The organism is Govania unica (assembly GCF_027920805.1).
Lineage (GTDB): Bacteria > Pseudomonadota > Alphaproteobacteria > Sphingomonadales > Govanellaceae > Govanella > Govanella unica.
The window spans coordinates 297878-314138 of record NZ_JANWOI010000002.1; the positions used below are offsets into that span (position 1 = coordinate 297878).

Genomic DNA, 16261 nt, shown 5'->3' on the forward strand with positions numbered 1-16261 from the left:
AGCATAGCTTACGCTTGGGAGACAACAGGCGCGTGAAGGATGATCAGGATGGACCGTAAAGTTTTCACTGCCATCGGCCTGATGAGCGGCACCTCCATGGACGGCATCGATGTCGCTTTGCTGGAGACCGACGGGGAGCATATCACCCGTCTCGGGCCTGCGGAAACCTACGCTTATGACGACGCCACGCGGGAGCGTATTCGCGATGCTGTGCGTCTGGCCGCGAGCTTGCCGCCGAGTTTCAAGATTCCGGACGCGCTTGACGATGCCGGGCGGTTGATGGCTGACCGTCACGCCGCTGCAGTGCTGAAATTTCTGGTCACCAACGGCATTGATCGTCATCAGGTGGACGTGATCGGCTTTCATGGTCAGACCCTGCGCCATGCGCCGGAGCTTGGGCTGACCTGGCAGGTGGGCGATGCGCAGCGGCTGGCGGATTTGACTGGTATTCGCGTTGTGGCGGATTTCCGCCGCGCTGACGTGGCTGCGGGTGGGGAAGGGGCGCCGCTTGCGCCGCTTTATCATGCGGCTTTGCTGCGCTCGGCAGAGGGTCTCGGGCAGCGGCGGCCGGCGGTTTGGCCGGTGGCTGTGCTCAATCTCGGTGGGGTTGGCAATGTGACCTGGGTGGAAAAGCCGGAGAACCCCGAGATTCTGGCATTTGATACCGGGCCGGGCAATGCGCTGATCGATGATTGGGTGCTGGCGGGTTCGGGCGCGCGTTGCGACCTTGGCGGTGAACTTGCGGCAGCAGGGCGGGTTGATGACAGCTTGCTGGCCGAATGGATGAGACATCCCTATTTCAGCCAGAACGCCCCGAAATCCCTGGACCGCGATGCGTTCGCTCAATGCCGTCCTGAAGGAGCGACGCTTGAGGACGGGGCGGCGACTCTGACGGCGTTTACGGCGGCAAGCGTGGCGGAGGCCAGTCGGCAGTTCCCGCAGGCGGCGGCCGAGTGGATCGTCTGCGGCGGTGGGCGGCATAACCCGGCGCTGATGCAGGCGCTGCGGGAGCGGCTTGGGGTGACGGTCAAGCCGGTGGACGTCTATGGCTGGCGCGGCGATAGCCTGGAGGCGGAGGCCTTTGGGTTTCTGGCGGTTCGGGCGCTTTATGGCATGCCCTTGAGTTTACCGTCCACGACCCGGGTCAAGACGCCGCAGCCGGGCGGGCGGATTTTTCATGTGATGGGGTGACGAACGGGCCCTTCGAGACGCTTCGCTCCTCAGGGCGAACGGAGGGTTTCCTGAGGAGCTCAGCTTGACTGGCGGTTTTTTGCACAAAACCGTTCGTGCTGAGGAAGGCCCCGTGAGGGGCCTGTCTCGAAGCACGGGTAAAGGTCAGGCCTTAGCGGGCACCGGGCCGAGGCGTTTGGTCAGATAGTCGTTGATCTGCTGGACCATGACATCCATGTGATTTTCATAGAAGTGGCTCGCGCCGTCGACTTTGCGGTAGTCGATTTCGATCGATTTCTGGGAGCGCAGCTTGTCGGCGAGTTTCTGAACCGAGGGTTCGGTCACCACCGTATCCGCTGTGCCCTGAAGGATCAGGCCGGAGGATGGGCAGGGGGCGAGGAAGCTGAAATCGAACATGTTGGCGGGCGGCGATACCGAGATGAAGCCTTCGATCTCGGGGCGGCGCATCAGGAGCTGCATGGAAATCCAGGCTCCGAACGAGAAGCCGGCGACCCAGCAGCTGGAGGCGTCACGGTTATAGGTTTGCAGCCAATCGAGTGCCGCTGCGGCATCGCTCAGTTCGCCGATGCCGTTGTCGAATACGCCCTGGCTGCGACCGACACCGCGGAAATTGAAGCGCAGAACAGAAAAACCGCGATGAACAAAGGAGTGATACAGGTAGTAAACCACCTTGTTGTTCATGGTTCCGCCATATTGCGGATGCGGGTGGAGGATCAGCGCAATCGGCGCATTCTCGCGGGTGCCCGGGTTATAGCGGCCTTCAAGACGGCCTTCAGGCCCATTAAATATAACTTCGGGCATCGTGTTTTGGACCTCATATTCGAACAAAAAGATAGTGCTGCCGCCCTGTTATATAGAAACTGGCCCTCTCGGCGCAACTGTTGCGCAACAATTCGGTGGACCGGGCAGTGGTTTGCCCTTGACAGAGGCCCCCCGGCTTCACCATTTCTACAGTCAGGCATATGGAATTAACCCCATGGGCGGGGGCCGACGTTTTCAGGAGCGGTGCTTTCGCGTATACTGATCCAAGCCGGAATGAGCAGTCGTTTCCGGGAGTTTAGGGACCATCACTGATGTGGACAGAGTTACGGGCTGACATCAAAGCAGCACTTGATCGCGATCCGGCGGCACGCTCCCAGATTGAGGTTATGGTGACCTATCCGAGCGTCCATGTGCTGTTTTTCCATCGCCTGGCCCATGCCTTGTGGCTGCGGAACTGGCGATTTCTGGCCCGTTGGCTCAGTCAGTTCGCCCGGTTTCTGACCGGTATTGAAATTCATCCGGGCGCAACCGTCGGTCCTGGTCTGTTTATCGACCATGGGGCTGGTGTGGTGATCGGGGAGACGGCGGAGATCGGGTCTGACGTGACGCTGTATCAGGGCGTGACCCTTGGCGGCACCTCGCTTGAGCGTGGCAAACGTCATCCGACTTTGGAAGATGGGGTGATCGTCGGGGCAGGGGCCAAGATTCTGGGCCCTATCCGCATCGGCCGGAATGCCCGGGTGGGCTCGAATGCCGTCGTGCTGAAGGAAGTGCAGCCGGAAACCACGGTGATCGGCGTTCCAGCCCGTGAAGTCCAGCGCCGCCGTCCTGAGGTGCGGACGGATTCACGGGTGGCCTCGGCCCGGGATTTCTGTGCTTATGGCATTCCGACAGCGGATCTGCCGGACCCGGTGGCGCGCAGCCTTGAGGGCATGGTTGAAATGATCTGCAGCCTGCGCGGCCGGATCGAGACGTTGGAGCGGGAGCTTGCCGCCCGCGACGGACGCAGCTCGCCAGCCCGTGCGACGCCGCAGCAGGATGATGACGAGCATGATTTTGCGGTTAATCTCTAGGCCGGTCGTCGCATTTGTCGTACCTGTCATTACCTAAGGCGGCAATGACAGTTGTGAATGAAGAGCATGATCTATCTAGACCATAACGCGACCACCGATCTGCGGCCTGAAGCTATGGCCGCCATGTCGGAGCTTTGGACCCATGTTGGCAATCCATCATCGGTTCATGGCGCGGGGCGTGTGGCGCGGCAGGCCATGGACCGGGCGCGGGCCGCTGTCGCCCGTGCCGTCAATGTGAAGCCTGCGGAAATCCTGTTCACGAGCGGCGGGACCGAGGCCAATGCCACGGCGCTTGGCGGCTTTGGCTGGAGCCGGGTGTTCTATTCCGCAACCGAGCATGACTCGGTGCGGGCGGCGCTGCCTGAGGCTGCTCCGCTGCCGGTGGATGGCGCGGGGCTTCTGGACCTTGAGGCCTTGCAGGCGGCGCTTGCAGACGGTCCGGCGCTGGTGGCGGTGATGCTGGCCAATAACGAAACCGGAACCATTCAGCCCATTGCTGAGATTGCCGCCATGGTCCACGCGGCGGGCGGGCATTTGCATGTGGATGCGGTGCAGGCGCTGGGTAAGATTTCGGTCGATGTGCGGGCGTTACAGGCCGACAGCATGAGCCTTTCGGCGCATAAGCTTGGCGGTCCGGCAGGAATTGGCGCGCTGGTGATCCGCGAAGGGCTTGATCTGCGGCCGCTGTTGTCCGGCGGCGGGCAGGAAATGCGGCGGCGGTCGGGGACGGAAAACCTGATCGGCATCGTTGGCTTTGGTGCGGCAGTGTCGCGGGCGAACCCGGCTGAATTTGCTGAGGCGGCGCGGCTGCGTGATCTGATCGAAAGCCTGATTGCCGAGGTGGCGCCGGATGCCCATGTGTTCAGCGCCGGAGTGGCGCGGCTGCCGAATACGCTCTGTGTCGCCATGCCGGGCGTGCCGAGTGAAACTCAGGTCATGGCGCTTGATCTCAAGGGGATTTGTGTCAGTGCCGGGTCGGCCTGTTCGTCGGGCAAGGTGCAGCGTTCCCATGTGCTCGCGGCCATGCAGGTGCCGGACGATCTGGCCCGGACGGCGATCCGGGTCAGTCTTGGCCGTAATACGGATGAAGCTGAGGTTCGGCGTTTTGTCGATGGCTGGATCGGCCATTACCGCAAGACGCGGGAGAAGGCCCTGTCATGACTTCGGTGTATCTTGATTATCAGGCGACCACCCCGCTCGACCCCCGGGTGCGGGAGGTGATGGTGCCCTATCTTGGCGACAAGTTCGGCAATCCCCATTCTGAAAGCCATCGTTATGGCTGGGAAGCCCATGCGGCGCTGGATGTGGCGCGGGCTCAGGTGGCGGAGCTGATCGGCGCGGAGGCGGCGGAAATCAGTTTCACCAGCGGCGCGACCGAAGCCAACAACATGGCTATCAAGGGCACGGGCTTTGCCTTTGGCCATCAAAAACGCCATGTGGTGACGGTGGCGACGGAACATAAATGCGTGCTTGAATCCTGCCTGTGGCTGAAGCGGATTGGCTTTGAGGTCGAGATTTTGCCGGTAGGGCCGGATGGGTTGCTGGATCTTGATCGGGTGGCGCGGGCATTGCGGGACGATACGGCGCTGATTTCCGTCATGGCCGTCAATAACGAGATCGGGGTTGTTCAGCCGCTGGCCGAAATTGGCGCGCTGGCCCGGGCGCGGGGCGTGAAGTTCCATGTGGATGCGGCGCAGGCGGCGGGCAAGATCCCTTTGGATGTGGATGTCATCGGCTGCGATCTTATGAGCCTGTCGGCGCATAAGATGTATGGGCCGAAGGGCGTTGGCGCGATCTATGTGCGGGGCACGCCCAAGATGGTGATCGAGCCGCTGCTCCATGGCGGCGGGCAGGAGGCTGGGCTCAGATCGGGAACCCAGGCTCCGGCGTTGGTGGCGGGATTTGGCGCGGCGGCGTGGATTGCGCGCGACAGCATGGCCGAGGAAACCCCACGCATCGAACGCCTGGGGAGAGAGTTTTTGGCCCGTGTGAGGGCAGGTCTCACCGGGGTGCTGCTGAACGGCAGTGAAGACACGCGCTATTTCGGCAATCTCAATCTGAGCTTTGAGGGCGTGGATGGCGACCGGCTGATTGCCGGGTTGCGTGATCTTGCCGTGTCGTCCGGGGCGGCTTGCGCTTCGGGCACCAATGAGTCGTCCTATGTGTTGCGGGCTATCGGGGTGCCGGACGCCTTGGCCAAATCCTCGCTGCGGATTGGCTTTGGTCGCATGACCACGCAGGATGAGATGATCTATGCCGCCGGCCGGGTGATCGCGGTGGCGCAGCAGTTGCAGGACGTTGCCTGATGCCGAAGCTTGTGTTCGTGAGCGCCAACGGCCTCGACCGTCTGGAGGTTGAGGCCAGGGTTGGGCAATCGGTGCTGGATGTGGCCCATGCCCATGACATCCCGATCGAGGGGGCCTGTGAGGGGTCGCTTGTCTGTTCGACCTGTCATGTGATCGTGGCCGAGGCAGATTATGATCGATTGCCGCCGCCGTCCGAGGAGGAGGAAGATCTGCTTGATCTCGCCTACGGGCTTTCGGCCACCTCGCGACTGGGGTGCCAGATTGTGGTGACGGATAAGCTTGACGGGCTGACCGTGAGGTTACCGCGGGGAAGCCATAATCTGATGAATGAGTGATGGTGGGGCGGAGAGATGGATTGCCGGGTCAAGCCCGGCAATGACAGCTTGTTTTGAGGCAGCGACGGTTAGTTGTTAGGGTTGATAAGATGCCCCGACCACCAAAAACCTGTCATACCCGGGCTTGACCCGGGTATCCATGATGCCGCTTATTTTCCCGAAAAATCTGGTTTGCGTTTGGCGAGGAAGGCGGCGACGCCTTCTCGGAAGTCTTCGTAGCGGCCGGCGGTACATTGGTGCTGACGTTCGAGGTCCAGTTGCTCGGTCAGGCTGTGGCCTTCGGAGGCGTCGAGCAGGTGGCGGATGAGGTTGATGGCCCTAGTTGGGCCGGTGGCGAGCTTGCGGGCCATGGCGAGGCTTTCGTCCATGAGCTTGTCATCGTCCACGAGCTTGCTGACGAGGCCCCAGTCAAAGGCGTCTTCGGCACTGATTTTCTCCCCGAGCATCATCATGCGGGCGGCGCGGTTGCGGCCGATGATACGGGGCAGGAACCATGAACTGCCGCCGTCCGGCACGAGGCCTATATTGACGAAGGCCTGCAGGAACGAGGCCGAACGCGCCGCCACCAGAATGTCAGCGGCCATGGCAAGGCTCATGCCGACACCGGCGGCGGGGCCGTTCACGGCGGCGATCACCGGCATGGGCAGGGCGCGAATGATTTTAATGATGCCGTTGTAATGGTTTTCAAGCACGAGACCGGCGTCGCTGGTGGCGGTGAAATCGGCCGGGTTGATGCTGCTGACGAGATCGGCTCCGGCACAGAAGCCGCGTCCGGCGCCGGTCAGGACCAGGGCGCGGGCCGGGGTCTCCCCACTCAGAAGCGGATCGAGGCAGGCGCGGAAGGCGACGGCCATCTCATTGGTCATGGCATTCAACGCGGCCGGGCGGTTGAAGGTCAGGACGGCAACGCCATCGGTGATGTCAAAAAGAATGCTGTCGCTGCTCATGATCCCGTCTCCCCATTAGATAAAACGCTTGTTTGGAGGAGACTGGCTTTAGAGCGCGATCCCTGTCAAGGCATTGTGAGGGCGTCTTTGGTGATGACGATTATAGCGCCGCCATTTTCATGCTGCGGGCATAGCGGCGGTCGACTTCCTCCCAGTTCACGTTGCGCATGAAGGCGTCGACATATTTTGCGGCGGCGGCACCATAATCCATCTGGAAGGAATGTTCATACATGTCGAGCACGAGCAGCGGCACGGCGGCCGATGCGTTATGCATATGGTCCGCGGCCCAGTGGTTGTGCAGCGTCCTGGTGTGGAGATTGAAGCCCAGAATGCACCAGCCCGAACCGCCTGCAAGCGACATGGCTGTGCGCCGGAACTCGGCCTCCCAATTCGCGAGGGAGCCATAGGCGGCGTCGAGCGCGGTCACGATCGCCCCGGCCGTCTTGCCATTGCCGCCCAGATTGCCGAAATAGTGCTCATGCAGGACAAGCGAGCCGGTGCGGTTCAGTTCCTCCCGCTTCAGGTCACCATAGACGATGGGGGGCAGATCAGGATCCCGCAAGGCGGCGGCCAGGCGTTTTTCGATCATGTTCAGCGCCTTGACTGAACCGATATAGTTGTTTTCCCAATGCGACTTGATCAGCCTCTCGGACAGACCGTCGAGCCTTGCGGGATCAAAAGGCAGGGGGCGCGGTTCATGTGTCGCGGCAAAGGCGGGGGGCAATATGGCGGGCGGGGAGGAATTCGGAGTCTGCGCCATGGCTACCCCTCCCGCAGAAATCGTGGCGGTTGCGCCAAGGACGCCTGCGGCGGTTCTCAAGGCGTCTCTTCGTGTCACGTCGTTCATGCGGGACTTCCTCGGCCAGGATGGCCGAGTATAGCATCATTGGGGGGCCAGTTGACAGCAGTCTAGGTGTGGGCGTCTTCGGTGATGACGCAATTGCGGCCCCGGGCCTTTGCCGCATAAAGCGCGCGGTCGGCGCGGGCGACGAAGCTGTCCGGGCTTTCACCCGGCACATAAAGTGCGACGCCATAGGACATAGTGATGCGCCCGAGATTGACGCCGGTGGTCCGGGTCTTCATGGTTCTGGTCGAGATGGCGAGGCGCAGATTTTCGGCGATGGCGGCAGCCTGGGCGAGGAGGACAGATGGCAACAGGATCGCGAATTCCTCGCCGCCGAAGCGGGAGGGGGTGCCCTTGTCGGGGGTGTGATCCTTGAGCTGCTGGGCCACCAGTCTCAGCACATGATCGCCGAGTTTGTGGCCCCAGTTATCGTTGAATTTCTTGAAATGATCGACGTCGCAGAAAATCATGGCCAGCGGCGTCTGGGTGGCATTGGCCTGCGTCACCCCGTCATGAAGACTTTGTTCGAATAGTTTGCGATTGCCGATGTTGGTCAGTTGGTCGGTCAGCGCCTCCGTACGGGCGGCTTCGAGGCTGACTTTCAGGCGCTCGATCTCGCGCGAGGAGTTCTTGAGTTCGCCTTCGAGACCGCGGCTTTTTTCCTCCATATCGCGAGTTTCGCTGATCAGCGTTGCGAGATAGCTGTGGAGGGTGCTGGTGTCGGTGGCCTTGGCCAGGCTGTCGCTGTAGCCCATGAGGGTATTGCCAAAGCGCGAGGTGTCATGCTCGGCGGCCTGCAGCTGCTTTATCAGATGTTCAAGTTCGATCTGCACGCGCTGGTTGGTTTCGTTGATCAGCCTGTCATCGCCCTGAGGGTTGAAATGACGGGCATAGATCTGGGCGCAGAGATGGTCATTGATGGCGGGAGTACTGGCCAGAAGCGCATTGAGTTCCTGCGAGAGAGCTGCATTCTGCCCAGTGAAATATGTGAACCAAAGCTGATAATTCATGGGGATCGGCGAAATACCATGCAGTGCCATGAGAGTCATGGCCTGGTCGGCAAAAACCGTCGGACTTTTCAAGTCCGCAGCTGCCGTGTACTCAGCCCGATTCTGGGCACTCATGATTTTGTCCTCTCCCGGATACATCCGGTTCCCCATGCACAATGGACCGTCATTATGTGCTGACGGTGGCCGCTTTGTGCTTAGATATATAAAGGAGAATGTCCTAATTAATTTCTAACTTTGCTTGCTATAGGTGCAAGAAAAGAAACCAGCGAGAGTTGATATTCGGAAAATGCAACAGGCGGCGGAGGTTAGTCCTCCGCCGCCTGTTGGTTAAATTTCAAATGATCGGACGGCCTGTTCAGGCGCTGCGCGGGGCCCGCTGCAAAAAGGCCGGGACATTGTCGCCAAAACCGACGACGGAGACGTCGTCTTCTTCATCCCGGCGGCGATGACGCGGGTTCTGCGGTTTGTCGTTACGGTTGCGATCCTGGAACCGATCCGGACGCGCCGCCCGCTGCTCGTCAGGCCGATCATTGCGTCGATCAGACTGGCGGGCATTTTGGGGCCGCTCCGAACGTGGCTTGTCGTCACGCGCTTTTTCGGGCTGTGACGGTACAGGCTGGACGGTTTCAGCCTTTGGCTTGTCCTCGCGCGGCTTGACCTCACGGGGTTTGTCGTCTTGCGGTTTCGCGTCGCGGCGTTCCCGAGGTTTGCGGTCGCGGCCTTTGCGGGCCCGGCGTTCACCGCCAGCCTCCGCGTCGACTCCGGGTGCAGGAGCTGCGCCGGCCTGGTCGCTGGTGGTCGAGGGGGGTATGGGCATGCCAAGCAGCTTTTCGATGGCGGAGACCAGCTTGCGGTCTTCGCTGGTGGTCAGAGTGAATGCCTTGCCCGCGCGCCCGGCGCGGCCGGTACGGCCGATACGGTGCACATAGTCGTCGGCATGGGTCGGCGGATCAAAGTTGAAGACATGGGACACGGCCGGGATATCAAGGCCGCGCGCCGCCACGTCCGAGGCTACGAGCAACTGAATCTCGTTGTTCTTGAACTTGGCGAGGGTTTCCATGCGGCTTGACTGGTCCATGTCGCCATGGAGCTGACCAACGCTGAACTCGTGCCGTTCGAGCGAACGGAATACCACCTGCACGTCGCGTTTGCGGTTGCAGAAGATGATGGCGTTCTGGACGGTTTCGGCGCGGATGAGGTCGCGCAGCTTGGCGCGCTTCTCACGGTCGCGGCCGTTGACGAACACGAGCGCCTGTTCAACCGTTGCCGCCGCAGTGGCCGGGCGGGCCACTTCGATGACTTTGGGGTTGGTCAGAAAGCGGTCGGTCAGACGCTTGATTTCCGACGGCATGGTGGCCGAGAAGAACAGCGTCTGGTGACGTTGGGTGATGAGCGACATCAGGCGCTCGATATCCGGGATGAAGCCCATGTCGAGCATGCGGTCGGCTTCATCGATCACCAGAACGTCGACGCCGTTCAACAGCACCTTGCCGCGCTGAAAATGGTCGAGCAACCGGCCCGGCGTGGCAATCAACACGTCGACGCCGCGATCAAGCAGTTTTTCCTGATCGCCGAACGACACGCCGCCAATCAGCAGGGCCTTGGAAAGCTTATGATATTTGCCATATTTCTCGAAGCTGTCGGCGACCTGAGCTGCAAGCTCCCGGGTCGGTTCGAGAATGAGCGACCGCGGCATACGTGCCCGTGCACGGCCAGCGCCGAGGATGTCGATCATGGGAAGTGTAAAGGCCGCCGTCTTGCCGGTGCCAGTTTGGGCAATGCCCAGGATGTCCCGCCCCTGAAGGGCTGCGGGGATAGCTTGTGTCTGAATTGGAGTCGGCTCTTTATAGCCGGCTTCGTCCAGAGCACGGAGGACCTCGTCACTGAGGCTTAGGTCGCGAAAACTCATGCCGATTGTTCACTCGGTTAACGCGCGGATGACATTCGGAACCAAAATCTTTGGCAGTCCTAGGGGGGAACCTATTGGGAGGAAAGTTTTTGGTATCCCTGCGGGCAGACCAAGTGGCGGCCCGCGCTTATAGCGCCGCCTTGTCGCGCGCAGCATAGGCAATGCATGGCTGAAGTCAATCTCTGTCTTATCAAACCGCGCTTTGATGTTGCTTTGGCGGTCCATTATCCGGCAAAACAGAAGAAGCTGCCTCATAAGGAACTCCTATCATGCACCAAAATCTTGTTCTTGTCCCGGGTCTGCTGTGCACGGAGGCCCTTTGGGCGGCGCAGGTCGCCGGGCTTGCGGATGTGGCCGATATAACAGTCGGAGATCATACCCGGCATGACAGCATTGGTGAGATTGCTCGGGCGATTTTGGCCGAATCTCCGGCGCAGTTCGCCCTTGCGGGGTTGTCCATGGGCGGTTATGTGGCGCTTGAGATCATGCGCCAGGCGCCGGAGCGGGTGACCCGGCTTGCGCTTCTGGATACGAGCGCCCGGCCCGACAGCCCGCAACAATCGAAAAGTCGCCGGGACTTCATCGCGCTCGCCCGCCGTGGCAAGTTCAGGGGGGTGACGCCGCAGCTCATTCCCAATCTGGTGCATGCCGACCGGGTGGGCGATCCGGTGCTGACCGCGACCATTCTGGACATGGCCCGGCAGTCGGGGGTCGAGACCTTCATCCGTCAGGAAACAGCGATCATTGATCGTATCGACAGTCGGCCGTTTCTGGGCGCGATTGCTTGTCCGACGCTTATTCTGTGTGGCCGCGAGGACAAGGCAACGCCGCTTGAGCTGAGCGAGGAAATGGCCGCGCTTATTCCCGGAGCGCGGCTTGAGGTGATCGAACGTTGCGGTCATCTGGCCCCGCTGGAGCAGCCGGATGTTACGAATGATATTCTGAGAAGATGGCTCATTTCTTACGTCTAGCTGTGGTCGTCCAGCTTGGCATTTCGCGATTCTTATAGATATTCGGTGTATGATCAGAAACGCTTAAGAAGCGCTCTGTATTTGAGTTAAGTTGAGCATAATTGAAGTATCTTTCAGTTAAATAATGGTAGATTGTTTGTAATTGATGCTCATATAATTTATAATCATTCAATGGATTTGGTATGATTTTGGGGCATGTGTACCATTCGTCAGGGTTATCATCTTCAGCGACGACATCGAATGATGTCGGGTTCAACAATGGCTGGCCGCAATGATTTCCGGACAGGGGAATCCAAATGTCACAATTTGGTCCTATGAGAAGCGTTTTCTTGTTTTTACATTTCTTATGTAGATCAAAAATGAAGCATTTGTTCTTTTGTGCTAGCCCGCTGTGACTGGAAAGAATTAGTCCGCATTTGAATTGCGGTTCTTCCATGATGTGACAGGCATGGTCTTCGTAGAATTTATCTGCAGGAATATTTCGTGCCAAGGTATAGATATTATTTATTTTTTTATACCTTAATTCATTTCCCATAGATTTTTGTGCGTCGTTGCCAATATGAATCCAAACCCCATTCCAGTTTTTGTGCCATTTTTTGGACTGTAATACTTCCTGGCCGTGTGAGGACTTATGAAGATTCAAGACATGAAGTGAAATTATATTGTCAGGTATACCAATCTTCTGAGCCATTATCATCGATTTAGCTTCGTCAGTTTCGATTTTGTCTAAATCGTCCTCATGATATTGGGCATACTTTTCTTCAAAAAATGGAATTTCCACTGCCGGCGGATAGAGGTCTGCGTCTAGGCGTCTTAATATATATGCAAATCCTTGACGTCTGGTCTTAATCCAGTCGGGGTCCATGTGAAACGTGATCAGGGGGTATGTATCGTCAGCGCTTTTTGCAAAATTTAAAAAGCCCTGATCGAGGTTTCTATATTTATCTCGATCCGGATTTTCCATGTGCATGCTCCAAATGGTTTCCATTCAGGAGTAACGCTTTGGAGCTCAGTTTTGTGACGCTTGATCAGGGGCTTTGTAGCTGAGCGCGGGTATCAGCCGGCCGAGGCGGCGGAACAGCCCATGCTCATTGATCCAGAGCGCATAGGCGACATAATCCGGATCTTCGGATAGATGCTTTTCCTCGGTGCGGGCGCGGAGGAAATAGATCACGTTGACGCCGAACAGCAATATACTCGCCTGTACCGCGCGTTCAGGTCCGGCGGCGCTCAGGAATGGGACTGACACCAGCCACCAATAGATGTTTTTCGCCACATAGGCCGGGTGCTTGGTGAAGCGATAGGGGCCGTTGGTCAGCACGCCGCGATGGGTCAGGTTTGAAAACCGGAGGCCGAAGACAACGCTCGCACCGGCATAGATCATCACAAGGATAATCAGCACAACGCCCCAGATGGTATAAAGCGTCGGGCTGTCGCGCAGCCATGTTTGCCAGTTGGGATGGGTGCCGTAGCTGAAAAAGCTGCCGTCGATAAAGGTCCAGAACGGTTTGTAGCACATGAGCGCCACCATCCAGCCGAGCAACAGCGGGTTGCTTGAGCGGATGTGGCTGTCGAGAAGGCGCATGGTCAGCGTGTAGCCGACAAAGGCAAAGATCACATCGAGGAAAAAGCCGAGCGTGATCCACCAGTGAACCGCGACATGGAAATCCGCGAAGGCCTGTTCGACGGGCCTGCTCAGCATCCAGCCCACATTGTTATAGAGAAAGATCGTCATCAGCGGCAGGAAGAAGGCCTTGATGGTCCAGCCAAGGAGATGCTCGCGCAGTTTCCGGCGGGCCTCGGCGGTCGTGGGCAGTAGGCCGAACATCAAGCGCCCGGTCAGCCAGTAACCGTCATGGGGATCGCTCATGCGGCGGTCGATCAGCAGGAAATAGGGCACCGCAGCCACAAGGAAAACCGGCAGGGCCAGCTTCAGCATGGTGAAGTAGGGGCTGTAAAAATCCTGCTGATATTCCGGAAACAGCCAATAGCCTATGGCGATGATGCCAAGCGTCAACCAAAGGCCAAGAAGCTTGGTGGCGACGCGGGCAGGCGCTCCGGGCAATGCTTCGGCACGGCTGCGGCCGAGACCGGCGCTTGGCCGGTTATAGACCTTGAATAGAAAGATATCGCTCAGAACAAGTGGGGTGGCCAGGGCGAGCGCCGCCAGCATCAGGGTTTGCCAGGTCGATTGTCCGTTCGACGTGAGGACAACGGCCACCGCCGCAAGCGCCGCGATCAGTGCCATCCAGCCATTGGTGACGGAGCGGGGACGGCGGAGGGGTGAAACGCTTTGAGGAGCGGGGGGCTCCCGCTCCTCAATCGCAGTATATGTGGGAACGTTCTGCATCTATAGCCGGCGACGATATCCAAGCCCGAGCAGCCCGAGACCAAATAGCCCGAGTATGCCGGGAACGGGAATGGTTGCATTCTGGTTCAGGCTCAACTGGGTGAAATCGGTTGAGGCCAAACCCTGCAGATCGCCACCCGTAAAGATGATTTCAAGGCTGAGGATATAGTCGCCGATAGTCGTAAACCACGGGTTCGTCGAGGTGTCGAGCGTCGCCGTGATGCCAGACGCGACTTCATTCCCTTCATAATACCAGGTGATGCTGAAGTTTTCGGTGAGATACTCAGCCGTGAAATCGCACAAGGTCTGATCGCTGAAGACCGAGTTGCAGCCGTTCAGGAAGAAGCTGTCGCCAAGATTGCCCATAAGGTCATGACCGGCATCGGCTTGCAGCGCATCTTGCGGCTTGGGGCCGCCGGATGAAGACGATGTCGAGGACGGTGTGCCGCCATCGCCGCCTGAAGACGAGGATGTCGAGGACGGTGTGCCGCTATCGCCGCCTGAAGACGATGACGTCGAGGACGGTGTGCCGCCATCACCGCCTGAAGATGATGACGTCGAGGATGGTGTGCCGCCATCGCCGCCTGAGGATGAGGATGATGATGTCGAGGATGGTGTGCCGCCATCGCCGCCTGAGGATGAGGACGATGACGTTGAGGACGGCGTGCCGCCATCGCCGCCTGAGGATGAGGATGATGACGTCGAGGATGGTGTGCCGCCATCGCCGCCTGAGGATGAGGACGATGACGTTGAGGATGGCGTGCCACCGTTACCGCCTGAGGATGAGGACGACGACGTCGAGGATGGCGTTCCGCCATTGCCGCCTGAAGATGAGGATGAGGACGTCGAGGATGACGGGCTTGAGCCTGGTGACGCTCCGCTGCTGCCAGATCCATAGCCGCCGCCGCTGCTACCGCTTGCGTAGCCGCCGCCTGCATATCCACCGCTGCCGAAGCCACCACCGCTGCGGCTGCCGTGTGTGCCGTTCTGTGTGGTATTGAAAGCCGTCTGGAAGGGCGATGTATGGCCCGGGTGTGTGCCGCGATTGTCGCCGCCAGCTGCTGTTTCGATGGACGACAACAGAGCTGCAATCTGCTCCTGCATGTCTTTTTCGAAGGCTGAGTAATCGCTGTTCTGGACCATCAAGGCGACAATATAGGTTTCGCCGCCTGCGGATGGAGCGAAGCCTAAGGTCATCTCTCCGTTTTCGACTTTGGCCCGCGTGACGAGAAGTTCACCCTGGCCCGCTTTGCCCTTGCCATTGTTGAGTTTGACCAGGCGGCCGCCATCGGCATTGATGGGGGCAAGTCCGGGAACGCTTGCGGCCATGGCGAAAGTCGGCACGTAATAATTGATCCCGGCGCTGGAAAAGCGAACTTCGGCATCGGGCATGTTGCGCGTGGCATCGACCATGCGCAGCGTGCGGCCGTCGGTCGACAGATGTCCAAAAGGATCTTTGGGCAGGCGGCCATCGGCCTGCGGACCCGAGACCACGAGAACGCGATACAGGCCATCGGTCAGCCGTGTTTTAAAACTGGTGACGCCGGTCAGGCCGTCGTTGAAGGGCGCGCTGCCAGACTTCAAATCGAAGGCCGCGACCTTGGTGCCATTGATCTCTTTCGAGTTTGGCGCGACGCGGGAGAAATTCTTTGGCAGTTTGTTGGATGTTGGCCCGAAATCCCAGCCCATGGCGGTTTTTTCAGGGCTGAAATCGCTGGTCGATCCATAATTGACGCGATAGGCCGAGGCCATGGCGCGGGCGACGCCTTCGGCGACCCGCTGGCTCGCAGCGGCCACGGCGGTGTAGTCATGGCGAATGTTGCTCGTGCTCAGACCTTCAAGAAGGCGGCCCGCGAGACGGCGCAGGATCGGTTCGTCGCCTAGCGCGCTGTCAAGGTAGTTTTGCAGATCGCCAAGGCCAGCCTGATCGCCCTTGATGCTGCCGGTCAGGGCTTTGTCGAAATTCGGCGACTCTAGAAGCACGAAGCCGTTATCGGTTTTGTCGGTCCAGGTGTTGGCATAACCAGTGGTGATGTTGGTTTCCTGGCCTGCCGTGCTGGCTGAGGCTGGGGCGCTGTCGTCTGTGTCGCTGGCAGCCGCGGGTAGAGTGGCCTGATTCCAGGTCACTTCATCCGATGAAGCGTGAGAAACTGGTATATCGCGATGCAGCAATGCATAGATGCTGACAGTGGCCAGGCCGGCAACCGCAATAGCACCTGCAACAGCCCATTTTCTTGTCACCATTTCGATCGGCTCCTAGTTACAGCAATTTCCTGTTGCATCTCTTTTGGATTAATCCTCAAAGATGCCGTCGGCGCTGCTCTCTGCTTGGGATGTCCGACATGTCGGTCTCGGCAGGAGCAACTCATAGATTTATAGAAGCAATTCTTGTGCCACAGAACGGCGGTTGGATTTTATCGGGCACGTGCTGGGCGAACGTGCAAGTGCATCCTTGCAATAATCAGGAGCTTAGAATGGATTTCCTTAAGATCGTATTGATTTTATTGATTAATTATTGAAATGACTTAAGGGAATATAAAAAACTCAAATTCCCGTTCGATGT

At 59.0% G+C, this 16261-nt stretch carries 14 protein-coding genes; 6 read left to right on the forward strand and 8 right to left on the reverse strand.

Translation table 11 applies throughout. From position 1 onward, the window contains the following. The first annotated feature begins 48 nt into the window (after positions 1–48). Complete coding sequence (locus NYP16_RS06220) at positions 49–1191, forward strand: anhydro-N-acetylmuramic acid kinase (RefSeq protein WP_274943256.1); 1143 nt, start codon at positions 49–51, stop codon at positions 1189–1191. Between the two features lie 144 nt (positions 1192–1335). On the opposite strand, the gene NYP16_RS06225 is transcribed toward NYP16_RS06220, so the two are convergent. Continuing rightward, entirely contained in the window at positions 1336–1992 is a 657-nt protein-coding gene (locus NYP16_RS06225; RefSeq protein ID WP_274943257.1) for an alpha/beta hydrolase, read from the reverse strand. 272 nt (positions 1993–2264) lie between these two features. On the opposite strand from NYP16_RS06225, the gene epsC reads away from it, so the two are divergent. Genes epsC through NYP16_RS06245 form a run of 4 tightly spaced genes read left to right on the forward strand, consistent with a single transcriptional unit; the run spans position 2265 to position 5667 of the window. Further along, positions 2265–3026: a serine O-acetyltransferase EpsC gene (gene epsC / locus NYP16_RS06230; protein WP_274943258.1), complete on the forward strand. Its 762-nt coding sequence runs from the start codon at positions 2265–2267 to the stop codon at positions 3024–3026. 57 nt (positions 3027–3083) lie between these two features. Continuing rightward, positions 3084–4187 carry a cysteine desulfurase family protein gene (locus NYP16_RS06235; protein WP_274943259.1) on the forward strand — a complete coding sequence of 368 codons (1104 nt, stop codon included), beginning with the start codon at positions 3084–3086 and terminating at the stop codon, positions 4185–4187. Beyond that, on the forward strand, positions 4184–5332 hold the full coding sequence (locus NYP16_RS06240; protein ID WP_274943260.1) for a cysteine desulfurase family protein: 1149 nt from the start codon (positions 4184–4186) through the stop codon (positions 5330–5332). The genes NYP16_RS06235 and NYP16_RS06240 overlap by 4 nt, the downstream gene beginning before the upstream one ends. Next, entirely contained in the window at positions 5332–5667 is a 336-nt protein-coding gene (locus NYP16_RS06245) for a ferredoxin family 2Fe-2S iron-sulfur cluster binding protein (RefSeq protein WP_274943261.1), read from the forward strand. The genes NYP16_RS06240 and NYP16_RS06245 overlap by 1 nt, the downstream gene beginning before the upstream one ends. Positions 5668–5816: 149 nt before the next feature. Here NYP16_RS06245 and NYP16_RS06250 read toward each other — a convergent pair whose 3' ends face one another. The 4 genes from NYP16_RS06250 to NYP16_RS06265 all read right to left on the reverse strand — a co-directional run bounded on the left by NYP16_RS06250 (position 5817) and on the right by NYP16_RS06265 (position 10377). Next, positions 5817–6614 (reverse strand): enoyl-CoA hydratase-related protein, encoded by a 798-nt coding sequence (locus tag NYP16_RS06250; RefSeq protein ID WP_274943262.1) that lies wholly within the window; start codon positions 6612–6614, stop codon positions 5817–5819. Between the two features lie 100 nt (positions 6615–6714). Beyond that, on the reverse strand, positions 6715–7461 hold the full coding sequence (locus NYP16_RS06255) for a superoxide dismutase (RefSeq protein ID WP_274943263.1): 747 nt from the start codon (positions 7459–7461) through the stop codon (positions 6715–6717). A 62-nt stretch (positions 7462–7523) separates the two neighbouring features. Further along, positions 7524–8582, reverse strand: a complete 1059-nt coding sequence (locus NYP16_RS06260; protein ID WP_274943264.1) for a GGDEF domain-containing protein — start codon at positions 8580–8582, stop codon at positions 7524–7526. Between the two features lie 241 nt (positions 8583–8823). Next, positions 8824–10377: a DEAD/DEAH box helicase gene (locus tag NYP16_RS06265; RefSeq protein WP_274943265.1), complete on the reverse strand. Its 1554-nt coding sequence runs from the start codon at positions 10375–10377 to the stop codon at positions 8824–8826. A 269-nt stretch (positions 10378–10646) separates the two neighbouring features. Between NYP16_RS06265 and NYP16_RS06270 the strand changes: the two genes are divergently transcribed. Beyond that, a complete protein-coding gene (locus tag NYP16_RS06270) occupies positions 10647–11348 on the forward strand; it encodes an alpha/beta fold hydrolase (RefSeq protein WP_274943266.1) in 702 nt (233 codons plus the stop codon). Here NYP16_RS06270 and NYP16_RS06275 read toward each other — a convergent pair. The 3 genes from NYP16_RS06275 to NYP16_RS06285 form a co-directional block, all read right to left on the reverse strand. Continuing rightward, on the reverse strand, positions 11332–12312 hold the full coding sequence (locus NYP16_RS06275; protein WP_274943267.1) for a hypothetical protein: 981 nt from the start codon (positions 12310–12312) through the stop codon (positions 11332–11334). The two genes, NYP16_RS06270 and NYP16_RS06275, sit on opposite strands and share 17 nt — an antisense overlap. Positions 12313–12357: 45 nt before the next feature. Then, a complete protein-coding gene (locus tag NYP16_RS06280) occupies positions 12358–13596 on the reverse strand; it encodes an isoprenylcysteine carboxylmethyltransferase family protein (protein ID WP_274943268.1) in 1239 nt (412 codons plus the stop codon). Positions 13597–13698: 102 nt separating this feature from the next. Continuing rightward, positions 13699–15942 carry a PEP-CTERM sorting domain-containing protein gene (locus NYP16_RS06285; protein ID WP_274943269.1) on the reverse strand — a complete coding sequence of 748 codons (2244 nt, stop codon included), beginning with the start codon at positions 15940–15942 and terminating at the stop codon, positions 13699–13701. Between the last annotated feature and the right edge of the window lie 319 nt (positions 15943–16261).

Coding starts and splice junctions, on each gene's coding strand:
- NYP16_RS06220 (WP_274943256.1), top strand. CDS start 49: ATGGACCGTAAAGTTTTCACTGCCATCGGCCTGATGAGCGGCACCTCC.
- NYP16_RS06225 (WP_274943257.1), bottom strand. CDS start 1,992: ATGCCCGAAGTTATATTTAATGGGCCTGAAGGCCGTCTTGAAGGCCGC.
- epsC (WP_274943258.1), top strand. CDS start 2,265: ATGTGGACAGAGTTACGGGCTGACATCAAAGCAGCACTTGATCGCGAT.
- NYP16_RS06235 (WP_274943259.1), top strand. CDS start 3,084: ATGAAGAGCATGATCTATCTAGACCATAACGCGACCACCGATCTGCGG.
- NYP16_RS06240 (WP_274943260.1), top strand. CDS start 4,184: ATGACTTCGGTGTATCTTGATTATCAGGCGACCACCCCGCTCGACCCC.
- NYP16_RS06245 (WP_274943261.1), top strand. CDS start 5,332: ATGCCGAAGCTTGTGTTCGTGAGCGCCAACGGCCTCGACCGTCTGGAG.
- NYP16_RS06250 (WP_274943262.1), bottom strand. CDS start 6,614: ATGAGCAGCGACAGCATTCTTTTTGACATCACCGATGGCGTTGCCGTC.
- NYP16_RS06255 (WP_274943263.1), bottom strand. CDS start 7,461: ATGAACGACGTGACACGAAGAGACGCCTTGAGAACCGCCGCAGGCGTC.
- NYP16_RS06260 (WP_274943264.1), bottom strand. CDS start 8,582: ATGAGTGCCCAGAATCGGGCTGAGTACACGGCAGCTGCGGACTTGAAA.
- NYP16_RS06265 (WP_274943265.1), bottom strand. CDS start 10,377: ATGAGTTTTCGCGACCTAAGCCTCAGTGACGAGGTCCTCCGTGCTCTG.
- NYP16_RS06270 (WP_274943266.1), top strand. CDS start 10,647: ATGCACCAAAATCTTGTTCTTGTCCCGGGTCTGCTGTGCACGGAGGCC.
- NYP16_RS06275 (WP_274943267.1), bottom strand. CDS start 12,312: ATGGAAAATCCGGATCGAGATAAATATAGAAACCTCGATCAGGGCTTT.
- NYP16_RS06280 (WP_274943268.1), bottom strand. CDS start 13,596: ATGGCACTGATCGCGGCGCTTGCGGCGGTGGCCGTTGTCCTCACGTCG.
- NYP16_RS06285 (WP_274943269.1), bottom strand. CDS start 15,942: ATGGTGACAAGAAAATGGGCTGTTGCAGGTGCTATTGCGGTTGCCGGC.